At 33.8% G+C, this 19,088-nt stretch carries 15 protein-coding genes and 4 pseudogenes; 8 read left to right on the plus strand and 11 right to left on the minus strand.

The features are described from left to right. Nucleotides 1-8: 8 nt before the first annotated feature. From rpoN to PC_RS09145, 4 genes are all read right to left on the minus strand, one after another. Complete coding sequence (rpoN, locus tag PC_RS09130; protein ID WP_011176446.1) at nucleotides 9-1,487, minus strand: RNA polymerase factor sigma-54; 1,479 nt, start codon at nucleotides 1,485-1,487, stop codon at nucleotides 9-11. Between the two features lie 901 nt (nucleotides 1,488-2,388). Beyond that, entirely contained in the window at nucleotides 2,389-2,628 is a 240-nt protein-coding gene (locus tag PC_RS09135; protein WP_011176447.1) for a hypothetical protein, read from the minus strand. Nucleotides 2,629-2,671: 43 nt separating this feature from the next. Beyond that, nucleotides 2,672-3,100: a hypothetical protein gene (locus PC_RS09140; RefSeq protein WP_011176448.1), complete on the minus strand. Its 429-nt coding sequence runs from the start codon at nucleotides 3,098-3,100 to the stop codon at nucleotides 2,672-2,674. Continuing rightward, nucleotides 3,101-3,361: a hypothetical protein gene (locus PC_RS09145; protein ID WP_011176449.1), complete on the minus strand. Its 261-nt coding sequence runs from the start codon at nucleotides 3,359-3,361 to the stop codon at nucleotides 3,101-3,103. Nucleotides 3,362-3,672: 311 nt separating this feature from the next. Between PC_RS09145 and PC_RS11525 the strand changes: the two are divergent. After that, nucleotides 3,673-4,084 (plus strand): annotated as a pseudogene (locus PC_RS11525) (IS1-like element transposase); the annotation flags it as partial. Here the strand turns inward: PC_RS11525 and PC_RS11530 are convergent. Then, nucleotides 3,993-4,478 carry a hypothetical protein gene (locus PC_RS11530; protein WP_011176451.1) on the minus strand — a complete coding sequence of 162 codons (486 nt, stop codon included), beginning with the start codon at nucleotides 4,476-4,478 and terminating at the stop codon, nucleotides 3,993-3,995. The pseudogene PC_RS11525 and the gene PC_RS11530 overlap by 92 nt on opposite strands. Before the next feature lie 222 nt (nucleotides 4,479-4,700). Next, nucleotides 4,701-4,796, minus strand: a pseudogene (locus PC_RS12015) (hypothetical protein); the annotation flags it as partial. 26 nt (nucleotides 4,797-4,822) lie between these two features. Between PC_RS12015 and PC_RS09155 the strand changes: the two are divergent. Continuing rightward, complete coding sequence (locus PC_RS09155; RefSeq protein WP_011176452.1) at nucleotides 4,823-5,092, plus strand: hypothetical protein; 270 nt, start codon at nucleotides 4,823-4,825, stop codon at nucleotides 5,090-5,092. A 191-nt stretch (nucleotides 5,093-5,283) separates the two neighbouring features. Here PC_RS09155 and PC_RS11905 read toward each other — a convergent pair whose 3' ends face one another. Next, nucleotides 5,284-5,403, minus strand: a complete 120-nt coding sequence (locus PC_RS11905; protein WP_044045635.1) for a transposase — start codon at nucleotides 5,401-5,403, stop codon at nucleotides 5,284-5,286. Nucleotides 5,404-5,784: 381 nt separating this feature from the next. Here PC_RS11905 and PC_RS09165 point away from each other — a divergent pair, with 381 nt between their 5' ends. The 3 genes and pseudogenes from PC_RS09165 to PC_RS12025 form a co-directional block, all read left to right on the plus strand. Next, nucleotides 5,785-6,579: a hypothetical protein gene (locus PC_RS09165; RefSeq protein WP_011176454.1), complete on the plus strand. Its 795-nt coding sequence runs from the start codon at nucleotides 5,785-5,787 to the stop codon at nucleotides 6,577-6,579. Further along, nucleotides 6,576-7,532: a hypothetical protein gene (locus PC_RS09170; RefSeq protein WP_011176455.1), complete on the plus strand. Its 957-nt coding sequence runs from the start codon at nucleotides 6,576-6,578 to the stop codon at nucleotides 7,530-7,532. The genes PC_RS09165 and PC_RS09170 overlap by 4 nt, the downstream gene beginning before the upstream one ends. A gap of 739 nt (nucleotides 7,533-8,271) precedes the next feature. Then, nucleotides 8,272-8,460, plus strand: a pseudogene (locus PC_RS12025) (hypothetical protein); the annotation flags it as partial. A 310-nt stretch (nucleotides 8,461-8,770) separates the two neighbouring features. On the opposite strand, the gene PC_RS09180 reads toward PC_RS12025, so the two are convergent. Continuing rightward, nucleotides 8,771-9,037, minus strand: a complete 267-nt coding sequence (locus tag PC_RS09180) for a type II toxin-antitoxin system YafQ family toxin (protein ID WP_011176457.1) — start codon at nucleotides 9,035-9,037, stop codon at nucleotides 8,771-8,773. Then, on the minus strand, nucleotides 9,030-9,296 hold the full coding sequence (locus tag PC_RS09185; RefSeq protein ID WP_011176458.1) for a hypothetical protein: 267 nt from the start codon (nucleotides 9,294-9,296) through the stop codon (nucleotides 9,030-9,032). The genes PC_RS09180 and PC_RS09185 overlap by 8 nt, the downstream gene beginning before the upstream one ends. A gap of 444 nt (nucleotides 9,297-9,740) precedes the next feature. Here PC_RS09185 and PC_RS09190 point away from each other — a divergent pair, with 444 nt between their 5' ends. The 3 genes and pseudogenes from PC_RS09190 to PC_RS11545 form a co-directional block, all read left to right on the plus strand. Beyond that, nucleotides 9,741-11,420 (plus strand): hypothetical protein, encoded by a 1,680-nt coding sequence (locus PC_RS09190; protein ID WP_079890471.1) that lies wholly within the window; start codon nucleotides 9,741-9,743, stop codon nucleotides 11,418-11,420. A gap of 489 nt (nucleotides 11,421-11,909) precedes the next feature. Beyond that, the gene (locus tag PC_RS10140) at nucleotides 11,910-13,961 is read left to right on the plus strand and encodes a leucine-rich repeat domain-containing protein (RefSeq protein ID WP_011176460.1); all 2,052 of its coding nucleotides are present in this window, start codon (nucleotides 11,910-11,912) and stop codon (nucleotides 13,959-13,961) included. A gap of 497 nt (nucleotides 13,962-14,458) precedes the next feature. Beyond that, nucleotides 14,459-15,812 (plus strand): annotated as a pseudogene (locus PC_RS11545) (BTB/POZ domain-containing protein); the annotation flags it as partial. Between the two features lie 195 nt (nucleotides 15,813-16,007). Here the strand turns inward: PC_RS11545 and PC_RS10145 are convergent. Then, nucleotides 16,008-16,256 (minus strand): tyrosine-type recombinase/integrase, encoded by a 249-nt coding sequence (locus PC_RS10145; protein ID WP_011176462.1) that lies wholly within the window; start codon nucleotides 16,254-16,256, stop codon nucleotides 16,008-16,010. A gap of 991 nt (nucleotides 16,257-17,247) precedes the next feature. Further along, the gene (locus tag PC_RS10150) at nucleotides 17,248-18,999 is read right to left on the minus strand and encodes a leucine-rich repeat domain-containing protein (RefSeq protein ID WP_079890472.1); all 1,752 of its coding nucleotides are present in this window, start codon (nucleotides 18,997-18,999) and stop codon (nucleotides 17,248-17,250) included. Between the last annotated feature and the right edge of the window lie 89 nt (nucleotides 19,000-19,088).

Below are 19,088 nucleotides of genomic sequence, written 5' to 3' on the forward strand. Positions count from 1 at the left end.
ATAGTCTCTTAAGATTGATGAAATTTTTTACGCTGTTGCGTATTTCCTAAATCTAGGGCTTGTCGATATTTAGCAACGGTGCGTCTAGCGCAGGTAATCCCTTTACTTTTTAGAAATTCCGATATTTTTTCATCGGAAAAAGGACGAAGCTTATTTTCGCCACTGATAATTTCTAAAATAGCCTCTTTTACTGTTTTAGCTGAAAGATCTTCCCCTTCTTCCGACGTATATTTGGTTGTAAAAAAAGACCGGAGAGAAAAAATTCCTTTGGGACTATTGATATATTTATTGGAGACAGTTCTTGCAATTGTCGATTCATGCAATTCTAAAGCATCTGCAATCGTTTTCATGGTTAAAGGTTTTAACTGTCCATCGGGCTGTGTAAAAAATTCATATTGATTAACCGCTAAAAATTCAGCAATTCTTTCAATCGTCGAATATCGCTGTTGCAAATTTCGCACAAGCCACCGAGCTGAAAAAAGGTGTCGCTTAATGAATTGCTTTGTTTCATTTGATGTTGAAGAATCGTTCAACAAGCGCAAATATTTTCGATTAATTTTTAAGGTAGGAGCTCTATCACGATCAACATCAACAATAAGCTTTTCTCCTTCTTGACGCAAAGTAACATCGGGAATAAGTACTTGAGATGTTTGAGCAGAGAAATGCGTGCCAGGATGCAAATCTAATTTTGCGATATCCTTTTCAATCGCTTCTTGAATTTCCGAGAAAGAGCATTTTAATTGTTTTTGAATCAAAGGAATATGATTGTGTAACAATTCATTATAATAATCTTTAATAAGACGGTAAGCAAGTTTTCCCTCCTTATGCAAGCATCTTAATTGAATTAATAGCGACTCCTGAATAGAAGCGGCAGCGATTCCATAAGGCTCAAATTCCTGCATTTCTCTTAAAATATCTTTCACCGCAGACTCTTCAAGATTATGTAAAAGGCAAATTTCTTGAAGAGGTGTTTTCAAAAAACCATTGGCGTCAATATAACCAATTAAAATATCTGCAATAGCCAGTTCTTGTTGATTATTAAATGTATCGATCGCTTGTTGATGCAATTTTTCCAATAAACTTGGATCCGCGCAAATTGAATTTTCTAAATAGCTTTTTAACTTTTCTTCTTCACTGGATCTTTTCATTGGCGTTGTTTCACTTCCTGCAAAATGCTCTCGATAATCTTCATCCAATCGGTTCAAAATAGCCAAATCACGATCATCAATCGTGATTTCTTTTTCCATTTTTTCAGAAGCTGAAGTGCGTTCTTCTATAAAAGCTCCCTCTTTTTCTATAGGGATAATATCGAGCAAAGGATTTGAAACAACTTGTTCTTCAATAAACGGCTCTAATTCTAAGATAGGCAATTGAAGTAAATGAATGGCTTGTTGCATATGAGTTGACATCATCAAACGCTGTGTCAAGTTCATTCCTTGTTTTTGCTGCATTTGCAAAGAAGAAGAAGGAATCCCTACTGTACTCATATGAAATCCTTGGTTGCTTTTATTAACTACCTATTCAAATCAGACATAATAGGTTTATCCTTATCTCAGCAATCTAAAACTTAAATAATGGAGTTAACTTTATAACACCCTAACACAAGCAATTGTCATACAAACACTTAACACCTCAAGCTACATAAATCTACTGACTAGATACTTCACCAATAAATTTCTCAAATGAAGCTTTTATGACTAACCGTGATTAAGTAAGTGAGATACCAATGATAATCCTAAAAAAGGGGTTGATAAAAAGTAGGAAAAAGAAAATGTCAGGAAAATAATTGATTTAGAGATTACGCTTTAAACTTTGGCATAATCATTTAAATGTTTCTGCAGAAGAAAATATTTTGCTTTGGAAAGAAATGCAAAGCAAACCTTACGGCGGATTTTTTCAAAGATGCTTTATAATAAAAAAAGGATTTAATTTTTCCAAGAACAGATTGAGCTTTTGAAAATTGAAAAAATTAAATAAAATATTGTTAATATACGGCCTTATTTTTATTGTCTGCAAATTCAGAAACAGACAAAACTATTTTAGTGTCTGCTTGGAATAATTAACACAAATTTTTAAAGAAAATTTATAAACTTTCGTAATACTTTTAATTCGAAGTCACAAAAATTGAAAAATAAAATGAAAGTTTGAAGCCTTGTTGATGTTGATTGATGTAAAAACCTGATTAAAATTTAGAAAACTATTTCCAAAAAATTATTCATTTACAATTAAAATGAAATTAAAGGAATTAAATTTTAGTATTTACATCAATCAAGCGAAATAAATTCAACCCTTAGCTTTTAGAAAACAAAAAATTTAAATATTTAATAAAATCTTATTTAACTATTTAGACTCAATTAAAAAAATGCAAAGTAAAATATTTATTATAATTTAATTGAAATAATCATATTCTGCTTCCGCAACTTCTTTTGAAACACCCTTTTCTTCCATAATCAAATTAATAAGAACATCACGTTCCTCAAGTTTTTCCAGAGGTTGTTCCTTTTCTTCTTCAATTTCCATTAATTGCTTTTTGTGTATTAGGGTTGAGGGAGTAATGTTTTTGGAATCTTGCGTTTCATACTTTTCAGATTGATCCCAATTAAAATGATGATAATTTGAACTTACCATAGCTCCCCCTTTTTTATAATTATAAACTATATAATATCATTTTTTACTTTTTAGTAAAAAAAATTTGTTTTTCTATAGCCTTTTCATAACTAGAATAAGGCAATTCACTTATTTGTTTTTGTACTAATTCTTTTAATAAAGTAGGATCTTGTGGAGGATTGGCTTCTTTATTATACACCATAAAAATGATATCAGGAGTCCCATCTCGTGTAAAATTCCAATTTTCCGGTGCAAACTCTTCATTAAATTTTACTTTTGCAATAGGTTCCATACGATGTTTAGCATATAAAATTGGCAATATGGGATTGAAACAATCAAGATGAGTACCTCCATTTTCAATAGCTTTGGGAAGAAGTATATCTACAGCTTTTATACTTTTGTCTGTCGCAGGATGTTTAAAAACTGAGACGATATCTCCACTTTCTTTGATCGCTACACCAAATTCATTATCTGGGCTTAAGAACATTCGCATTTATGCATAATCTTCTTCCGGATAAGTAGGTACGGCTGCTCCAAACCACTTTGAGTTTTTGGTTCCAAACATTCCATTTTGTCGATCTTCCTCTAAGCCGGCATTTTTAGCATCAACTATTGATTTGTAAAAAGTAGCCGCGTCTGTTTCTATTAAATCTAATGCGACAGTAGTTATTTGCTGCAATTGTTGAGAAACGAATTGTTGTTTGAATTCAGCATTTCTTTGTTTTTCTAAAAGAGAACCTTGTGTCGTGGCCATTTCAGATGATTCAATTTGTCTCTCGTCTACATTTTTTTCTACTATATGTTTTTTGGGGATTTTCCGTGTCTTGGGTTGGTTGTATAAAAATTTTAGAGTTTAATGATGATGATAATGTAGGATCCATATTATCTCCTTTTTTTATCAAAAACAATTTAAAAACCAATAAAAATTACATTACCCACACTAATTAATTACATTAATAATATTATTTTTATTAATAATCAAATAAAATTTAACTATTTAGTAATACTAAACATTTAAGGTTATATTTGATAAAGAAAATATTCTAATTCAAGTGGAGAAGAGTAATGAGATGTACACACTGCACAGATCTCAAATTTGGTAAAAAGAATGGTGATACAAGACAGGAAAAGCTAAATTTTCGCTGTTTAGAGTGTGGCAAATAGCGAAGCAAAAACAATGAAGCTAAAATCATTAGCAAATAAATAAAGGAACTTGTCAGAAAAGCTCTTTTAAAAAGAGTGTCTCTTCATGGAATTTGTAGAATTTTTGATGTAAGGAAATCATAGTTGCTATGATTTTATTGATTTCATTATCAATGATTTACCTGAGGATTTAAATGCATAAGTCACTTGTCATGAGAAAGATGAATTAAAAGTAACTAAACTTAAAGGAGATGAGCAATAGAGCTTTGTAGGAAATAAGAAAAATGATCAGTGGTTATGGCTTGTCTTCCATAAAAAAGTCGCCAATGTGCTTGATTCATGGCCTCTGTAACCATCTTTTTCCTGTATTTTGAAAAACGTTTTGTTTCCTTTTCTTTGCTTTGTATGGCCTTTAGCACAACTCCTTGCAATTGCCTGTTCAAATAATCTGTAAAAGACACATAGCAAGCAGCTCTTGTCTGTCTTGTGTCTTCAGACCAATCCTGAACTAATTTTATTTGATCCAAAATTGCTTCGTGATTGACAAAAGAAAAAGCTTGCAAACTGATCCTTAAATTAATCAGGCCTTGCTGCGCTAGTTGCTTCATACCGGAATGATAGTTAATCTGAGTCGAACGATTCAAGGTTCCTAACCAAACTCCAATAACTCCTTCTACCATAAATCGATCTAGCGTGCTCCAAATGACATTTGTTTTAAAGGATTGCACTTATTCGTAGGATTCATTGTTAATTGGAATTTCCAAATCACTAGACGTGGGCAAGACTATCATAAAAATTGTCTCAAAAGGATAAATTTATTTATAACTGCTATTTATACCGCCACAATTCCCAACTGTTAGGTGTTGCGAAGAATGAGTTGTTGCGTATCAAAAGTGATTCCATCTTCATCACACGTCAATCCTGCAATTTCCGTGACGATGCGCTATACACTATACATTGTTAATTTTAGTTGAACGTTTAGCAAATAAATCAATATCCTTGGTAGGTCTATGAACCCCTTTGAATCCTAAATTTAGCATGAGACCACCTTTAAGAAATTCATAAAAATAATATGATTCTTCTAGACCCTAAAGAGTTACCAAAAGACCCCCGTTCAAATGATTTTCTAGTTTTCGAACAAAATCCCGATTTTACCAATAATGAAAGATCGCAATTTATAAATAGCCCTCTTTATGGCCGTTTAAAAGCTGACGTTTTTTTGTCACGTGATAAAACAATTTGGTTTCTATTTTTAAAAAATACTTTGGGACATGTATTTTTAGCGGAAGCCGAGTTAGTGGACGAACTTCTTACAATTCGAGGGCTTAAAAAAAGTGGGTGAAATTAGGTGTTTTATCTCTTCCACTTAAAAAATATCCTGATCAATTTGATCATACATTTATTAGTGATTCAGAGCGGGAAAAATTCAACGAGGAAAACGGTTAAATTATGTCCAAACATGAAATTATTTCAAAGAGATGCCTTGCATTCAAAATTATTATCGTATTCCTCTACAGCTATAGTAAACCATCTTCATTGATAATAAGAAGCTGTACTGACTTCATACTTGCGACAAACTTCTACAAGAGGTATTTCTGAGTCGACTTCTTTTAGGATTTTAATAATTTGTTCTTCTATGAAGCTTTCCTTCATACTGTTTTCCTTTTTTTAAAGGATAGCATAATTTTTTTACTTTCTGTTGAACCTTTTTTGCGGGGCAATGCCACCTCAAGCCCTATTTTTCCATTTTCTCAAATAAGAATTATCATTTAGCAATGATAATTTTTATATAAAATCTCGTATAAAAATAAAAAACTGTATACAAAATTATTTAATTATATATACAATTTTTGATTAAATGATTGCGCATTATAGAAAATAAGCACTTTCGCGTAGTTGTAATGTATCTCATTGAAACGGCAATTAATACCTTTTAAAAAAATTTATTGAGTCAAAACCTTTTTGCGAAATGAAAGGATTTGATCATTCAAAGGCAAAAAGTAAAGTTAACATCCACCATATAGGAGAAATACTATGCAAGTTAACAGTGAAACGTTGACAAGGCCCTACCAAAATAATGCTTTTCAAACTGACCCCATTTTGTCTACCGTTTACGGAAATATCGCGAAAATTATACTGACCCAAAACTCAGACCAAGAAAAAGTAAGGCAGATTACAGCTATTTTTACCGAATCTATAAACCTGTCTCGTAGTGTTTCAGATGCTTTAGCTTTACAATGTTTAAACGAATTAGAAAAAGAAAACCTCCTATTATTAGAGGCTAATAATAAAATTGACTCTGGCAAGCAAGAACTTAAAAAGCAAAATGAAGAGCTTCGTTCAAAAATTGAAAAATTGGTCCAAAAAGCCGATTTGGTTCAAAGAAGTCATGATGAAATCAGTGTAAATTTTGGAAACCTGGAACAAGAAAAACAAGCTACTCTTCAAGCACAAGAACAATTAGAAAATGACAATGCAGTATTAACTGCCAAAGTGCAAGAACTTATTAATAAAGAACAAGTACTTCAAACTCAAAAAATAGCTATTGAAAAGGAAAATAAAGACTTGAAACAAGAAATAGATTTATTGAAAGTACAAAATGGAGAATTCGAGGTTCGACAAAACAATATTGAACAGCAGCTTGTTGTTTTGAATCAAGAAAATCAGCGATTAAAAGAACGGGCTGAAGAATTCACTTTCATCGATCAGATAAGCTTCGTTACTAATTTTAGCTGGCGTACTTTTACTAAGTATAATAGTTTGTTTATGAATCATGTTGTATATAGCAAACCCACCCGTAGAAAGTCAACACAGGGAACAAACTTATGATGATCTATCAAGAAGGAATTTTTTCACCTACAGGGCTGCCTTTACAAGATAAACTTTTAGCCATACAGACACGAAAAAAAGCAACACAAGAAAATTTTTTGAAAACTCAACAATCTGATGAAGAAAATCTTCGTTTAGGAAATTTTATCTTAGAGCAAGCAAAAGAAGCAATGCATGCATTCATCCGCATTGAGGAAGAACAAAAAATTCAAATTTTATCCGTACAGAGGGCATCTGCTGATCTTAACAATTTGCAGCAAAGCATAGATGCAGTCGCGGCTAACCAAATCCAGCTTTCGCAAACCCTTCCAGGAATTGAGAAATCATTTTTAGAGTTGACTTCGAATTTAAATGAGCAACAAGCGGAACTTTCAATAATTGCTGAAGATTTCGCTCAAATACGAGAAAGTCAGCAAAAAATGACTACTCAATCTCATCTCTTAAATGAACAAGTTCAACTTGTTAAACAAGAAATGGAACAGTTATCTATCGAAGTGGGGCAAAAAATAAATGTATTTTCACCTTACCTAGTTAAGAAAATCCATAGAGTGTATACGGGAAGTCTAAATCGGCTTCATGACTTGAAAGCGGCAATGAAAAATAAACAAGAAGAGATAAAGTTGAGGGTTAAAGCGCTTTCGTTGCATTCTTGGACTAATATTACCGCCATTGCTTCTCAAACAATCGAATGGACTAAAGGTAGTATTTCAAGTGTGGGAGAAATGAAAAGCACCCTGACAAACCTAGGCAAATGGGGATATACATTGCTTGCTAAAAGTGCCAATCTTACCTATTGGGTGGTACTAGGCATCATGACTGTTTTGATGGCTCAGTCATTTATTTATCATTATCCTTTGATAAGCCTGGCTCTGGGCGGATCTATTGCCGTTATTCATATAAAATACAATCTCATCCAACCAATCATGCGTTCTTTGGGCACGTTAATAGAATGATGATATTAAAGATAGCTAAAACAAAAATTTTCTAATTTTATTAAGCTAAGTCGTCAATCAATAGATATACGACTGTATATTATTTAATTTGAGTGAGAGGTTGATAAAAAAGAATAAGAAAAAATTTATAAGTTTACCGAAGATGTACTCAGAAAAATTTTTGACATCTATTTTGCTTGTAAAGAATTTAAAATTAAAAAATGTATTTATAAATAAGCAAAAAAAATGAAGTTATTTTCAACAAAACAAAATACATTTCCAATCAATATCAACCCTTTAAAATTAACAACTCCTTTAGGAGATATTACATTTGAACATAAAGTGAATAACCATTTTATTAACCCTCATCTATGTTCCAAATTAGAGTCTACAAACCCAAACAATTACTTGGCTATTTGGAATAATAAAGATTATTCAATAAATTTTTTGAGAACAAAATTTAAATAAGGGGATTAGGGTTGAATTGCCAATATTATTCAAAGAAGAGGAAATTCAAATTCACTTTTAGTTGTCTGGTCTTCAAAAAAGGATAGAAAAATATCTACTTGGTAGGTCTGCCGTCGAGCAATCCCCTTTAAAAATTTTGAATCAATCAGGATTTTATTAATTAATTTTATATTATGGATAATATAAGTCTTCGTTTATCTGCTACAAGAGCATTAGCATTATTAAGAATGATTACACCTAACGTAAGAAGAGCTTATATTCAAGAGAAAGACAATATAATCTTTTTCCATTTTTTCATGATCATCAACCTTCAGAAGAAGAAATTGAATTGTCAGATGAGGCAGAAACGCTAGTAATTGCTGATTTTTCAGAACCTTATATGATAGAATATAATAGAATAACTAGTGTTTATCCAGAAAAGATAGAGTGCCCAGGATGTTTATATGCGCGCTATGAGGAACCAACAGAGGAATTAGGCTAAACAAAACTTAAAGTTTGGTGGAAATATATTATGGATATACGTGGACTCCGCTTATCTACTATGCAAGCTTTATGGAGGGTTGTAACACCTAATCTTAGAAAAGTTTCGGTTCAAGCAGATAAATCGTAATTAGTTTAAATGGAACTTAAAATTTGATAAAAATATATTATGGATATACGTTGACATCCTTAAATGTAAATACTTTAACCGCTAGATTTTTTAATAAAATTAAATTTTAATTTTCCATTATTTTTCTTATAAGACTACGCTTGTAGTAGAATAATCTCTGTCAACAATCTCATTAAAATTCTTAGAAAAGCTCAGAATGAAAGCCGAATCTAGTTAGAAATAAGATACTATCCTCTATTTTATAAATGAGTAAAATATCATTCCTAACATGACATTCTCTGTAAGCTACCCAATTACCAGTCAAATTATGATCGCGGTATTTTGATGGTAAAGTTCTTTTTTTAACCAAAAAACCAATAATATCTTGAAGCTCTAGCAGCACATTTTTTTGATGTTTATATTTTTTCAGATCTCTTTTTATGGATTTAGTCAATTCAATTTTAAGCATTAGGATCTATCCCCACCGCCTGCCAAAATTCTTCTATAGAATTGCAGCGGGTGAGATTTTTTCTCTTGTCGATGTCGCTCATTGCTTTTTGCGTCTCAGCATTAGGCTCATTATGGGGAATATTTGGTCTAACGTATGACATGATAAACTCGCTAATAGTCATTTTTTTCTTAGTGGCGAGCATCTTAATATAAGTTCTCTCGTCTTCAGAAACATCGATAGTGACTTTTACTCTATGTGGCTGTGAATGGAAAGTCATGTGCTCTTCCTTAGGTTTATTTCTTTATTCTAACATGAAGACTATTTTTAGTTAATTCTAAAAGTAGGGAAATAGGCACTAAAATTTATGAATTATTCTTGATAAATCTCTAACTTAGCCCTATCTCCGAATAAAACATAAAAAATACGGATTGCTACCTTCGGGATTGTCCTTTTAATATGGGATAGCCTCAAATGTTCACCTTATTTGGCCTAGAAAAGTGATAAATAAACACGTTTTCCAAACGAAAAATAAGGAGTTTATGTTTGAACCATATTTATTGATTCTTACTTATTTTTTAATCGCTCTTCATTGATGAGAATAAATTCTCTTTAAAATGGCTGCCTATTTTATCTCATAATTATTGCAATAATTTTTATCTAAATATCATACTGTTAAAACATCTATAAATTAAAATTTATTTCATTCATTGGGATGGTCATTTTGAATATTTCTAATTTTGGGTTTAATCCTAGTCATCTTGTCCATACAACGGCTCCTTCTTACTCTCAATATCAAGAAATTAATGACCTTCTTGTGGATGAAAATAATGGCTTAGACAATCCTTTGCCTAAGCTAGAAGAAACTAGTGCATCAACAATTCCAGCTCCCGTTCCTTCACCTATATCTGAAGAATTTCAACTGAGCTTTCAAGAGGGAACTTCTCTAACTATTTCTCACTCTCAGCTAGCTTTGTTAAGGGAAAAATCCCTTTATTTTAAAATTCTTTGGTCAGGAAATTTTCAAGAAACCCTGCAACACCCTCTCGCTTTAACAAAAAAAGACTTTACGCTTTTGCTCAATTGCCTAACGAATCCTAAGTTTAAAATTCCCTTGGAAGAGATTATTTCTGCCATTCAACTCGCCGATTATTATGAACTAACCGAAGTGGTGAAAAATTTAGAAGAACAGTTGATTGATGGATACAAATTACAAAGATTTGAATCCTTTAACTCCACTGAAGAAAATTTAGTCAGATTAAAAGAGATTTTAAGTTTCGCGCATCGCTATCAATTAAATAGATTGAAGAACTATTTAGAATTCACCGTTGTGAGCGCCTTATTAAACCAGAACTTTCAATTGGTGGATTTTGAAAAAATTATAAATCACTTCTCAAAGAAGATAGAAGTACTCAATTTTTCGGAAAATACTCATTTAACAAATGCTCACCTTTTAGCATTAAAAGATTGTAAAAATATAGAAGTTCTTTATTTTAAGAAATGTCGGGGTGTCACTGATGCTGGATTAGCGCATTTAGTACCTTTAAAGGGTTTGCAGCATCTAGATCTAAGCTACTGTGAGAATCTCACTGATGCAGGATTAGCGTATTTGAAACCTTTAACCGCTTTGCAGCATCTAAATCTAAGCGGATGCTGGAATCTCACCGATGCAGGATTAGTCCATTTGACACCTTTAGTGGGTTTGCAGCATCTAGATTTAAGCTATTGCGAGAATCTCACCGATGCAGGATTGGCGCATTTAACACCCTTAACGGCTTTGCAGCATTTAGGTCTAAGTTGCTGTGAGAATCTCACGGATGCAGGATTAGCCCATTTGGCACTCTTAACGACTTTGCAACATCTAGATTTAAGCTGTTGTTATAACCTTACTGATGCTAGTTTATCTCATTTGACACCCTTAACGGCTTTGCAGCATCTATATTTAATTGGCTGTGAGAATCTCACCGATGCAGGATTAGCCCATTTGACACCTTTGACGGCTTTGCAGCATCTAGATTTAAGCTGTTGCTTTAACCTTACTGACGCTGGATTATCCCATTTGACACCCTTAACGGGTTTGCAGCATCTAAATCTAAGCAGGTGCTATAAACTTACCGATGCAGGATTAGCCCATTTGACAACTTTAGTGGCTTTGCAACATCTAAATTTAAGCGAATGCCGGCATCTCACCGATGCAGGATTAGCCCATTTAACACCTTTAACGGCTCTACAACATCTAGATTTAAAATATTGCATTAATCTCACCGATGCAGGATTAGCGCATTTAACACCCTTAACGGCTTTGCAGCATCTAGATCTAAGCCGATGCAGGCGTCTTACTGATGATGGATTAGACCGTTTTAAAACTTTAGCGACTTCACTCAATTTAGAAATTGTTAGGTAAAAGAACCTTAATAAAAAAGCAGGAATTCTAGCGCCGAAAATAAAAGAGTGCATTATCCTAAGAAGATCAAAGATAAAATTTCATTAAAGTTTATCGACTCTCAACGAGACGTTTCTCTAAGAAAAATATTCGCTCATTTTGAGTGATACTATACAAACAGTTCTATGTTTGTAGACGCCAAAAAATACGCTTAAAAATGTACTATGGACTAAAATTAAGCCTATAGACTAATTTTAGTAGCGGCAATTTCTCGTCTATATATTTCCTAATCGAATCGTAGACTTAAGGCATTTTCAGATCAAAAATTAAAGAGTCCGTAGGTAAGCTTTATCAATTTTTACATAATTTTTTAATCGCTCTTCATTGATGAGAATAAATTCTCTTTAAATGTGACTGTCTATTTTAACTTATTAATATTGCCATAATTTTTATCTATCCATCATATTGTTAAAACATCTATAAATTTATTTAACTTATTTGGATGGTCATTTGAATATTTCTAATTTCGGGTTTAATCCTAGTCAATTTGCCAATATAACGTCTCCATCTTACTCTCCCCCTCAAGACATTAACGATCACCTTGAGAATGAAAATACCTCCTTAGACAAACCCTTGCTTAATCTAGAAGAAACTACGTCAACGATTCAATCTTCCGCACTTTCACCTTCATCTGAAGAAATTCAACTAAGCTTTCAAGAGGGAACTTCTCTAACCATTTCTCATTCTCTGCTAACTTTTTTAAGGGAAAAATCACCCTATTTCAAGAATCTGTGGTCGGGGCATTTTCAAGAAACCCTGCAACACCCTCTCGATTTAACAAAAAAAGACTTTACGCTTTTGCTCAATTGCCTGATGGACGCTAACTTTAAAGTTCCTTTAGAAGAGATTACTTCTGCCATTCAACTCGCCGATTATTATGAACTAACAGAAGTGGTGACAAACTTAGAAGAACAGCTGATAGAGGGACACAAATCTCAGAGATTTGAATCTTTTAACTCCACTGAAGAAAGCTTAGTCGGATTAAAAGGAATTTTAAATTTTGCGCAGCAATGTCAATTAAACGCTTTGAAAAACTATTTAGAATTGACCACTGTGAGCGCCTTATTAAACCAGACTTCTCAGTTAACGGAATTTGAAAAAATTTTAAACCATTTCTCAAATGAAATAGAAAGAGTCAATTTTTCAGAAAATGCCCATTTGACCGATGCTCATCTCTTAGTTTTAAAAAATTGTAAAAATTTAAAAGTGCTCTATCTTCAAGGTTGCCGTAATCTTACTGATGCAGGATTAGCGCATTTGACACCCTTAACGGGTTTGCAGCATCTCAATCTAAGTTGGTGCAGGAATCTCACCGATGCAGGATTAGCACATTTGGCACCCTTAACAGCTTTGCAATATTTAGATCTAAGCCACTGTAGGAATCTCACTGATACTGGATTAGCGCATTTAACACCCTTAACGGCATTACAGCATCTAGATTTAAGGGTTTGTAAGAATATCACTGATGCAGGACTAGCGCATTTAGCACCCTTAACAGCTTTGCAGAATCTAGATTTAAGCGATTGTGGGCATCTCACCGATGCAGGATTAGCCTATTTAACACCCTTAACAGCTTTGCAGCATCTAAATCTTTACTTTTGCTTTAATCTCACCGATGCAGGATTAGTTCATTTGAGGCCCTTAACCGCTTTGCAAACTCTAGGTCTAAGCCAATGTTGGAATCTCACCGATACAGGATTAGCCCATTTGACACCCTTAACCGCTTTACAACATCTAAATCTAAGCAGGTGCTATAAACTCACCGATGCAGGATTAGCGCATTTAACACCCTTAACCGCTTTACAACATCTAAATCTAAGCTATTGTGAGAATCTCACCGATGATGGGTTAGCGCATTTGGCACCCTTAACAGCTTTGCAATATCTACGCCTAAGCCAATGCTGGAAACTTACCGATGCAGGATTAGCCCATTTAACACCCTTAACCGCTTTACAACATCTAAATCTAAGCAGGTGCTATAAACTCACCGATGCAGGATTAGCCCGTTTGACACCTTTAACGGCTTTACAGCATCTAGATTTAAAATATTGCATTAATCTCACCGATGCAGGATTAGCCCGTTTGACACCTTTATCAGGTTTGCAGCATCTAGCTCTAACTAACTGTAAATATCTCACCGATGCAGGATTAGCCCATTTGACACTCTTAACGGCTTTGCAGTATCTAGCTCTAGCTAACTGTAAAAATCTCACCGATGTAGGATTAGCTCATTTGACACCCTTAACAGCTTTGCAGCATTTAGATTTAAGCGAATGCCGGCATCTCACCGATGCAGGATTAGCCCATTTGACACCCTTAACGGGTTTGCAGCATCTCAATCTAAGCTGGTGCAGGAATCTCACCGATGCAGGATTAGCCCATTTGTCGCCTTTATCAGTTTTGCAGCATCTAGCCCTAAGCCAATGCAGTCGTCTTACTGATGATGGATTAGACCGTTTTAAAACTTTAGCAACTTCACTCAATTTAGAAATTGTTAGGTAAAAAAACCTTAATAAAAAAGCAGGAATTCTAGCGCCGAAAATAAAAAAGTACTTTGTCCTAAGAGAATCAAGGATAAAATTTTATTAAAGTTGATCAATTTCTATTGAGACGCTTATTTAATAGAAATATCCGCTATAAGATGTATTATAGGATGAAAATTAAGCTTATAAACCAATTTTAGTAACGGTATTTTCTATCCGCATGTGTCCTAATCAAATATGCCCTTTAATTGTATCAGAGATTTTATAAGCTGCTTATTTCCTAATCCTATCATCTCGCAGACTTGAGGCACTTTCAAATCAAAAACTAAGGAGTTTATATTTGAACCATATTGATCCTTATTTGTTTTTTAATAGCTCTTCATTGATAAGAATAAATTCTCTTAAAATGTGACTGCCTATTTTAACTTACTTAATATTGCCATAATTTTTTTCTATATATCATATTGTTAAAACATCTATAAATTTAAATTTATTTTACTCATTGGGATGGTCATTTTGAATATTTCTAATTTTGGGTTTAATTCTAGTCACCTTGTCCATACAACGACTCCTTCTTACTATCCTCTTCAAGGTATTAATGACCCTCTTGTGGATGAGAATAATCCCTTAGACAATCTTTTGGCTAATACAGAGGAAACTAGTGCGTCAACGATTCAAGCTTCCGCTCTTTCACCTTCATCTGAAGAGTTTCAACTGAGCTTTCAAGAAGGAACTTCTCTGACTATTTCTCATTCTCAGCTAGCTTTGTTAAAGGAAGAATCACACTACTTTAACAATCTGTGGTCAGGGCAATTTCAAGAAACCCTGCAACATCCTCTCAGTTTAACACAAAAAGACTTTACACTTTTGCTCAATTGTGTCATGGATGCTAACTTTAAAGTTCCCTTAGAAGAGATTACTTCTGCCCATTCAGCTAGCAAATCGTTATCTACTGACAGATGTTGTGAAAAACTTAGAAGAACAGCTGATAGAGGAATATAAATCTCAAAGATTTGAACCCTTTAATTCCACTGAAGAGAGTTTAATCGAATTAAAAAAGCTTTTAAATATTGCACATCGCTGTCAATTAAATACATTGAAGAACTATTTAGAATTTACTGTTGTGAGCGCCTTGCTAAACCAGACTTCTCAGTTAGCGGAGTTTGAAAGAATTATAAATCATTTCTCAAAGAAGATAGAGGGACTTAATTTTTTAAATCAGGCTTATTTAACAAATGCCCATCTTTTAGCATTAAAAGATTGTAAAAATTTAAAAGCACTTTATTTAGAGGCATGTCAGGCTCTCACTGATGATGGTTTGGAGCATTTGACGCTCTTAACGGCTTTGCAGCATCTAGATCTAAGCGGATGCTGGAATCTCACCGATGCAGGATTAGTCCATTTGACACCTTTAGTGGGTTTGCAGCATCTAAAGCTGAATGCATGCTATAATCTTACCGATGATGGATTAGTCCATTTAACCCCCTTAACAGCTTTGCAGCATTTAGATCTAAGCGATTGTATGAATCTCACCGATGCTGGATTGGCGCATTTGAAACCCTTAACGGCTTTGCAGCATTTAGGTCTAAGTTGCTGTGAGAATCTCACGGATGCAGGATTAGCCCATTTGGCACCCTTAACGGGTTTGCAGTATCTAGCTCTAAGCGATTGTATGAATCTCACTGACGATGGTTTGGTCCATTTAAAACCCTTAACGGCTTTGCAGCACCTTAATCTGAGAAATTGCCGTAATGTCACTGATGCTGGATTAGCGCATTTAACACCTTTAAAGGCTTTGCAGCAACTTAATCTGAGGAGATGTGACAAAGTCACGAATACTGGATTAGCTCGTTTTAAAACTTTAGCAGCTTCACTCAATCTAAGAATTATTAATTAAATATAGAAAAATTTTCAATAAAAAGAGAAAACTGGCGGTGAAAATAAAAGAGTACTTTGTCCTAAGTGGATTAAGGATAAAATTTCATTAAAGTTGATCAATTTCCATTGAGGCGCTTATTTAATAGAAATATCCGCTATAAGATGTATTATAGGATGGAAATTAAGCTTATAAACCAATTTTAGTGGCGGCGTTTTCCATCCACATGTTTCCCAATCGAATATACCTTCTAATGGTATCAGAGCTTTTATGACCTGTTTGATTCATGATCAGATGCTCAGGAACACCAAAGATGGCAGCGGTTGTAGCAAATCCAGCCCGTAAGCTATGTCCTGAGAATGAATGTTTTTGCTTTTCTAAATGTTTGTTCCGCTTAATAATCAATGCGACAGATTTGGAAGTTAAAGCTTTATCCATAATTTGACCATGCCGATTAATCGGTCGAAATAATGTCCCTTCGTTAATTTTAGAACAATTAAGCTAATTTTTTAAAGTTCTGACAGGGCAAGTGAGAATGTTTGATCCATAAGGAATAGCCATAACTCTCCCCTTCCTTAATATCTTTCCTAATGTGTTCTAAAAACATAAGCGTAGCTCTTAGGATCAAAGATTTCGTTCTTCTTAGCGCTCATTCAGAACCACTATGGTATTAAGTTAACTTTTTTGCTGGTATTAAAGGAAAGCTGACATGATTTTAGTTTTTGTAAAAAAGGTGATCGGGTAAAGGAAAGAATAGTAGTGCTAGGTAAGATTATGGATCAAAACAAATAGTTTTATGATTAAGATGATCGCTTTTTTTACCCTTATTTCTACTATAAGTTGTTCCTTGCAAAACTATAAAAGCAGCTAACGTTCGAGTTGGAAACAATCTAGTATAGGCCACAAAATTCTCTTAATAATAGGTCTAAAATTCAGCCGAATGTTCTCTAGCCTAAAGATACTCCCCCTCAAAGATACTTTAAATCAATATTTTACTAATTCACAATATAAAAATGTCAATGAGAATGCAATCAAAAAAGGATTCAGTCTTTACCATTTTTGCCTATCTGAATAAGGTGAATATCTTACATTGCGTACGTATTTTATTAACAGAGCATAACTTAGGGCAGCTAAAAAAATAAAATGGATCGTATTTAAAATTTATCCTAAAATTTTAACTAATTTTCTAATGAGACACTAAGATAGATTTTTAACAAATCAATGCACCATGCTTAAGATTTACTTTACGTGAGATCACTAGATGTTCGTTCAGCAACCTCCTCGATATGTAAGAAAAGCTATTGATTATTCTCTTCACCAAATTATCAAGCATGCTTAATCCGTTTTAAAATGAAATTTTATTCTTTATCTTAAAACAAATTACCCTTGGTTTTTGGCACTAAAATTCCTTCTTTTTTATTAAGTTTTTTTACCTAACAATTTCTAAATTGAGTGAAGCTCCTAAAATTTTAAAATTTGCTAATCCTGCACGGGTGAGATTATTACAATAACTTAAATCTAGATGCTGCAAAGCCGCTAAGGGTTTCAAATGGGCTAATCCAGCATCCGTGAGATTGCTGCACCATTTTAGACCTAGAGTTTGCAAAGCCGTTAAGGGTTTCAAATGCGCTAATCCTGCATCCTTAAGTTTTTTACAGTAGCTTAAATCTAAAGTTTGCAAAGCCGTTAAGGGTGCCAAATGGGCTAATCCATCACCAGTGAGATTCTGGCACCGTCTTAGACCTAGAGTTTGCAAAGCCGTTAAGGGTTTCAAGTGCGCTAATCCTGCATCCGTGAGATTATCGCACCCGCTTAGAACTAGGTGCTGCAAAGCCATTAAGGATTTTAAATGGGATAATCCTCTATCGGTGAGATTTTTACAGCTATTTAGAGCTAGATACTGCAGAGCCGTTAAGGGTTTCAAATGCGCTAATCCTGCATCCTTAAGTTTTTTACAGTAGCTTAAATTTAAAGTTTGCAAAGCCGTTAAGGATTTTAAATGGGATAACCCTCTATCGGTGAGATCTTTACAATAACTTAAATCTAAAGTTTGCAAAGCCGTTAAGGGTGGCAAATGGGCTAATCCTGCATCCTTAAAATTTTTACAGTAGCTTAAATCTAAAGTTTGCAAAGCCGTTAAGGATTTTAAATGGGATAATCCTCTATCGGTGAGATTTTTGCAGCTAGTTAGAGCTAGATTCTGCAAAGCCGTTAAGGGTTTCAAATGGACTAATCCTGCGTCCTTAAGATTTTTACAGTAGCTTAAATCTAAAGTTTGCAAAGCCGTTAAGGATTTCAAATGGACTAATCCTGCATCGGTAAGTTTATAGCACCCGTTTAGATTGAGATGCTGCAAAGCTGTTAAGGGTGCCAAATGCGCTAATCCATCGTCCGTAATAGCCTGACACGCCTCTAAATGAAGTACTTTTAAATTTTCACAATTTTTTAATGTTAAAAGATGAGCATCGGTCAAATGGGCATTGTTTGAAAAATTAAGAGCTTCTATCTCATTTGAGAAATGGTTTATAATTTTTTCAAACTCCGCTAACTGAATAGTCTGGTTTAATAAGGCGCTCACAACGGTGAACTCTAAATAATTCTTCAAAATATTTAATTGGTAGCGATGTGCAAAATTTAAAAGTTCTTTGAATTCGACTAAACTCTCTTCAGTGGAGTTAAAGGGTTCAAATCTTTGTGACTTGTACCCATCTATCAGCTGTTCTTCTAAATGTTTCACCACTTCTGTCAATTCATAAGAATCGGCTAGCTGAATGGCAGAAGTAATCTCTTCCAAGGGAATTTCCTTAGAATTCTCTAAGTAATTAAGCAAAAGCGTAAAGTCTTTTTGTGTTAAAGCGAGAGGATGTTGCAGGGTTTCTTGAAAATTTCCTGACCAAAGAGATTTAAAATAAAGGGATTTTTCCCTTAACAAAGCTAACTGAGAGTGAGAAATGGTTAGAGAAGTTCCCTCGTGAAAGCTCAGTTGAAGTTCTTCAGATGTAGGTGAAGGAGCGGAAGATTGAATCGTTGACGCACTAGTTTTCTCTGTATTAGCCAAAGGATTGTCTAAGCCATTATTCTCATCCATAAGAGGGTTATTGATTACTTGAGATTGAGGGTAAGAAGGAGTCGTTGTATTGGCAAGATGACTAGGATTAAACCCAAAATTAGAAATATTCAAAATGACCATCCCAGTAAGTAAAATAAATTTTCATTTTATAGATGTTTTAACAATATGATGGATAGATAAAAATTATGGCAATATTAATA

Origin of the sequence: Candidatus Protochlamydia amoebophila UWE25, assembly GCF_000011565.2 — a bacterium.
In the GTDB taxonomy this organism is placed as follows: domain Bacteria; phylum Chlamydiota; class Chlamydiia; order Chlamydiales; family Parachlamydiaceae; genus Protochlamydia; species Protochlamydia amoebophila.

Bases quoted from the DNA above. Each gene is read 5' to 3' on its own strand.
- rpoN (WP_011176446.1), bottom strand. From the start codon at position 1,487: ATGAGTACAGTAGGGATTCCTTCTTCTTCTTTGCAAATGCAGCAAAAA.
- PC_RS09185 (WP_011176458.1), bottom strand. From the start codon at position 9,296: ATGACTTTCCATTCACAGCCACATAGAGTAAAAGTCACTATCGATGTT.
- PC_RS09140 (WP_011176448.1), bottom strand. From the start codon at position 3,100: ATGCGAATGTTCTTAAGCCCAGATAATGAATTTGGTGTAGCGATCAAA.
- PC_RS10145 (WP_011176462.1), bottom strand. From the start codon at position 16,256: ATGGATAAAGCTTTAACTTCCAAATCTGTCGCATTGATTATTAAGCGG.
- PC_RS11905 (WP_044045635.1), bottom strand. From the start codon at position 5,403: ATGAAGGAAAGCTTCATAGAAGAACAAATTATTAAAATCCTAAAAGAA.
- PC_RS09180 (WP_011176457.1), bottom strand. From the start codon at position 9,037: ATGCTTAAAATTGAATTGACTAAATCCATAAAAAGAGATCTGAAAAAA.
- PC_RS09135 (WP_011176447.1), bottom strand. From the start codon at position 2,628: ATGGTAAGTTCAAATTATCATCATTTTAATTGGGATCAATCTGAAAAG.
- PC_RS09170 (WP_011176455.1), top strand. From the start codon at position 6,576: ATGATGATCTATCAAGAAGGAATTTTTTCACCTACAGGGCTGCCTTTA.
- PC_RS09165 (WP_011176454.1), top strand. From the start codon at position 5,785: ATGCAAGTTAACAGTGAAACGTTGACAAGGCCCTACCAAAATAATGCT.
- PC_RS09155 (WP_011176452.1), top strand. From the start codon at position 4,823: ATGATTCTTCTAGACCCTAAAGAGTTACCAAAAGACCCCCGTTCAAAT.
- PC_RS09145 (WP_011176449.1), bottom strand. From the start codon at position 3,361: ATGGCCACGACACAAGGTTCTCTTTTAGAAAAACAAAGAAATGCTGAA.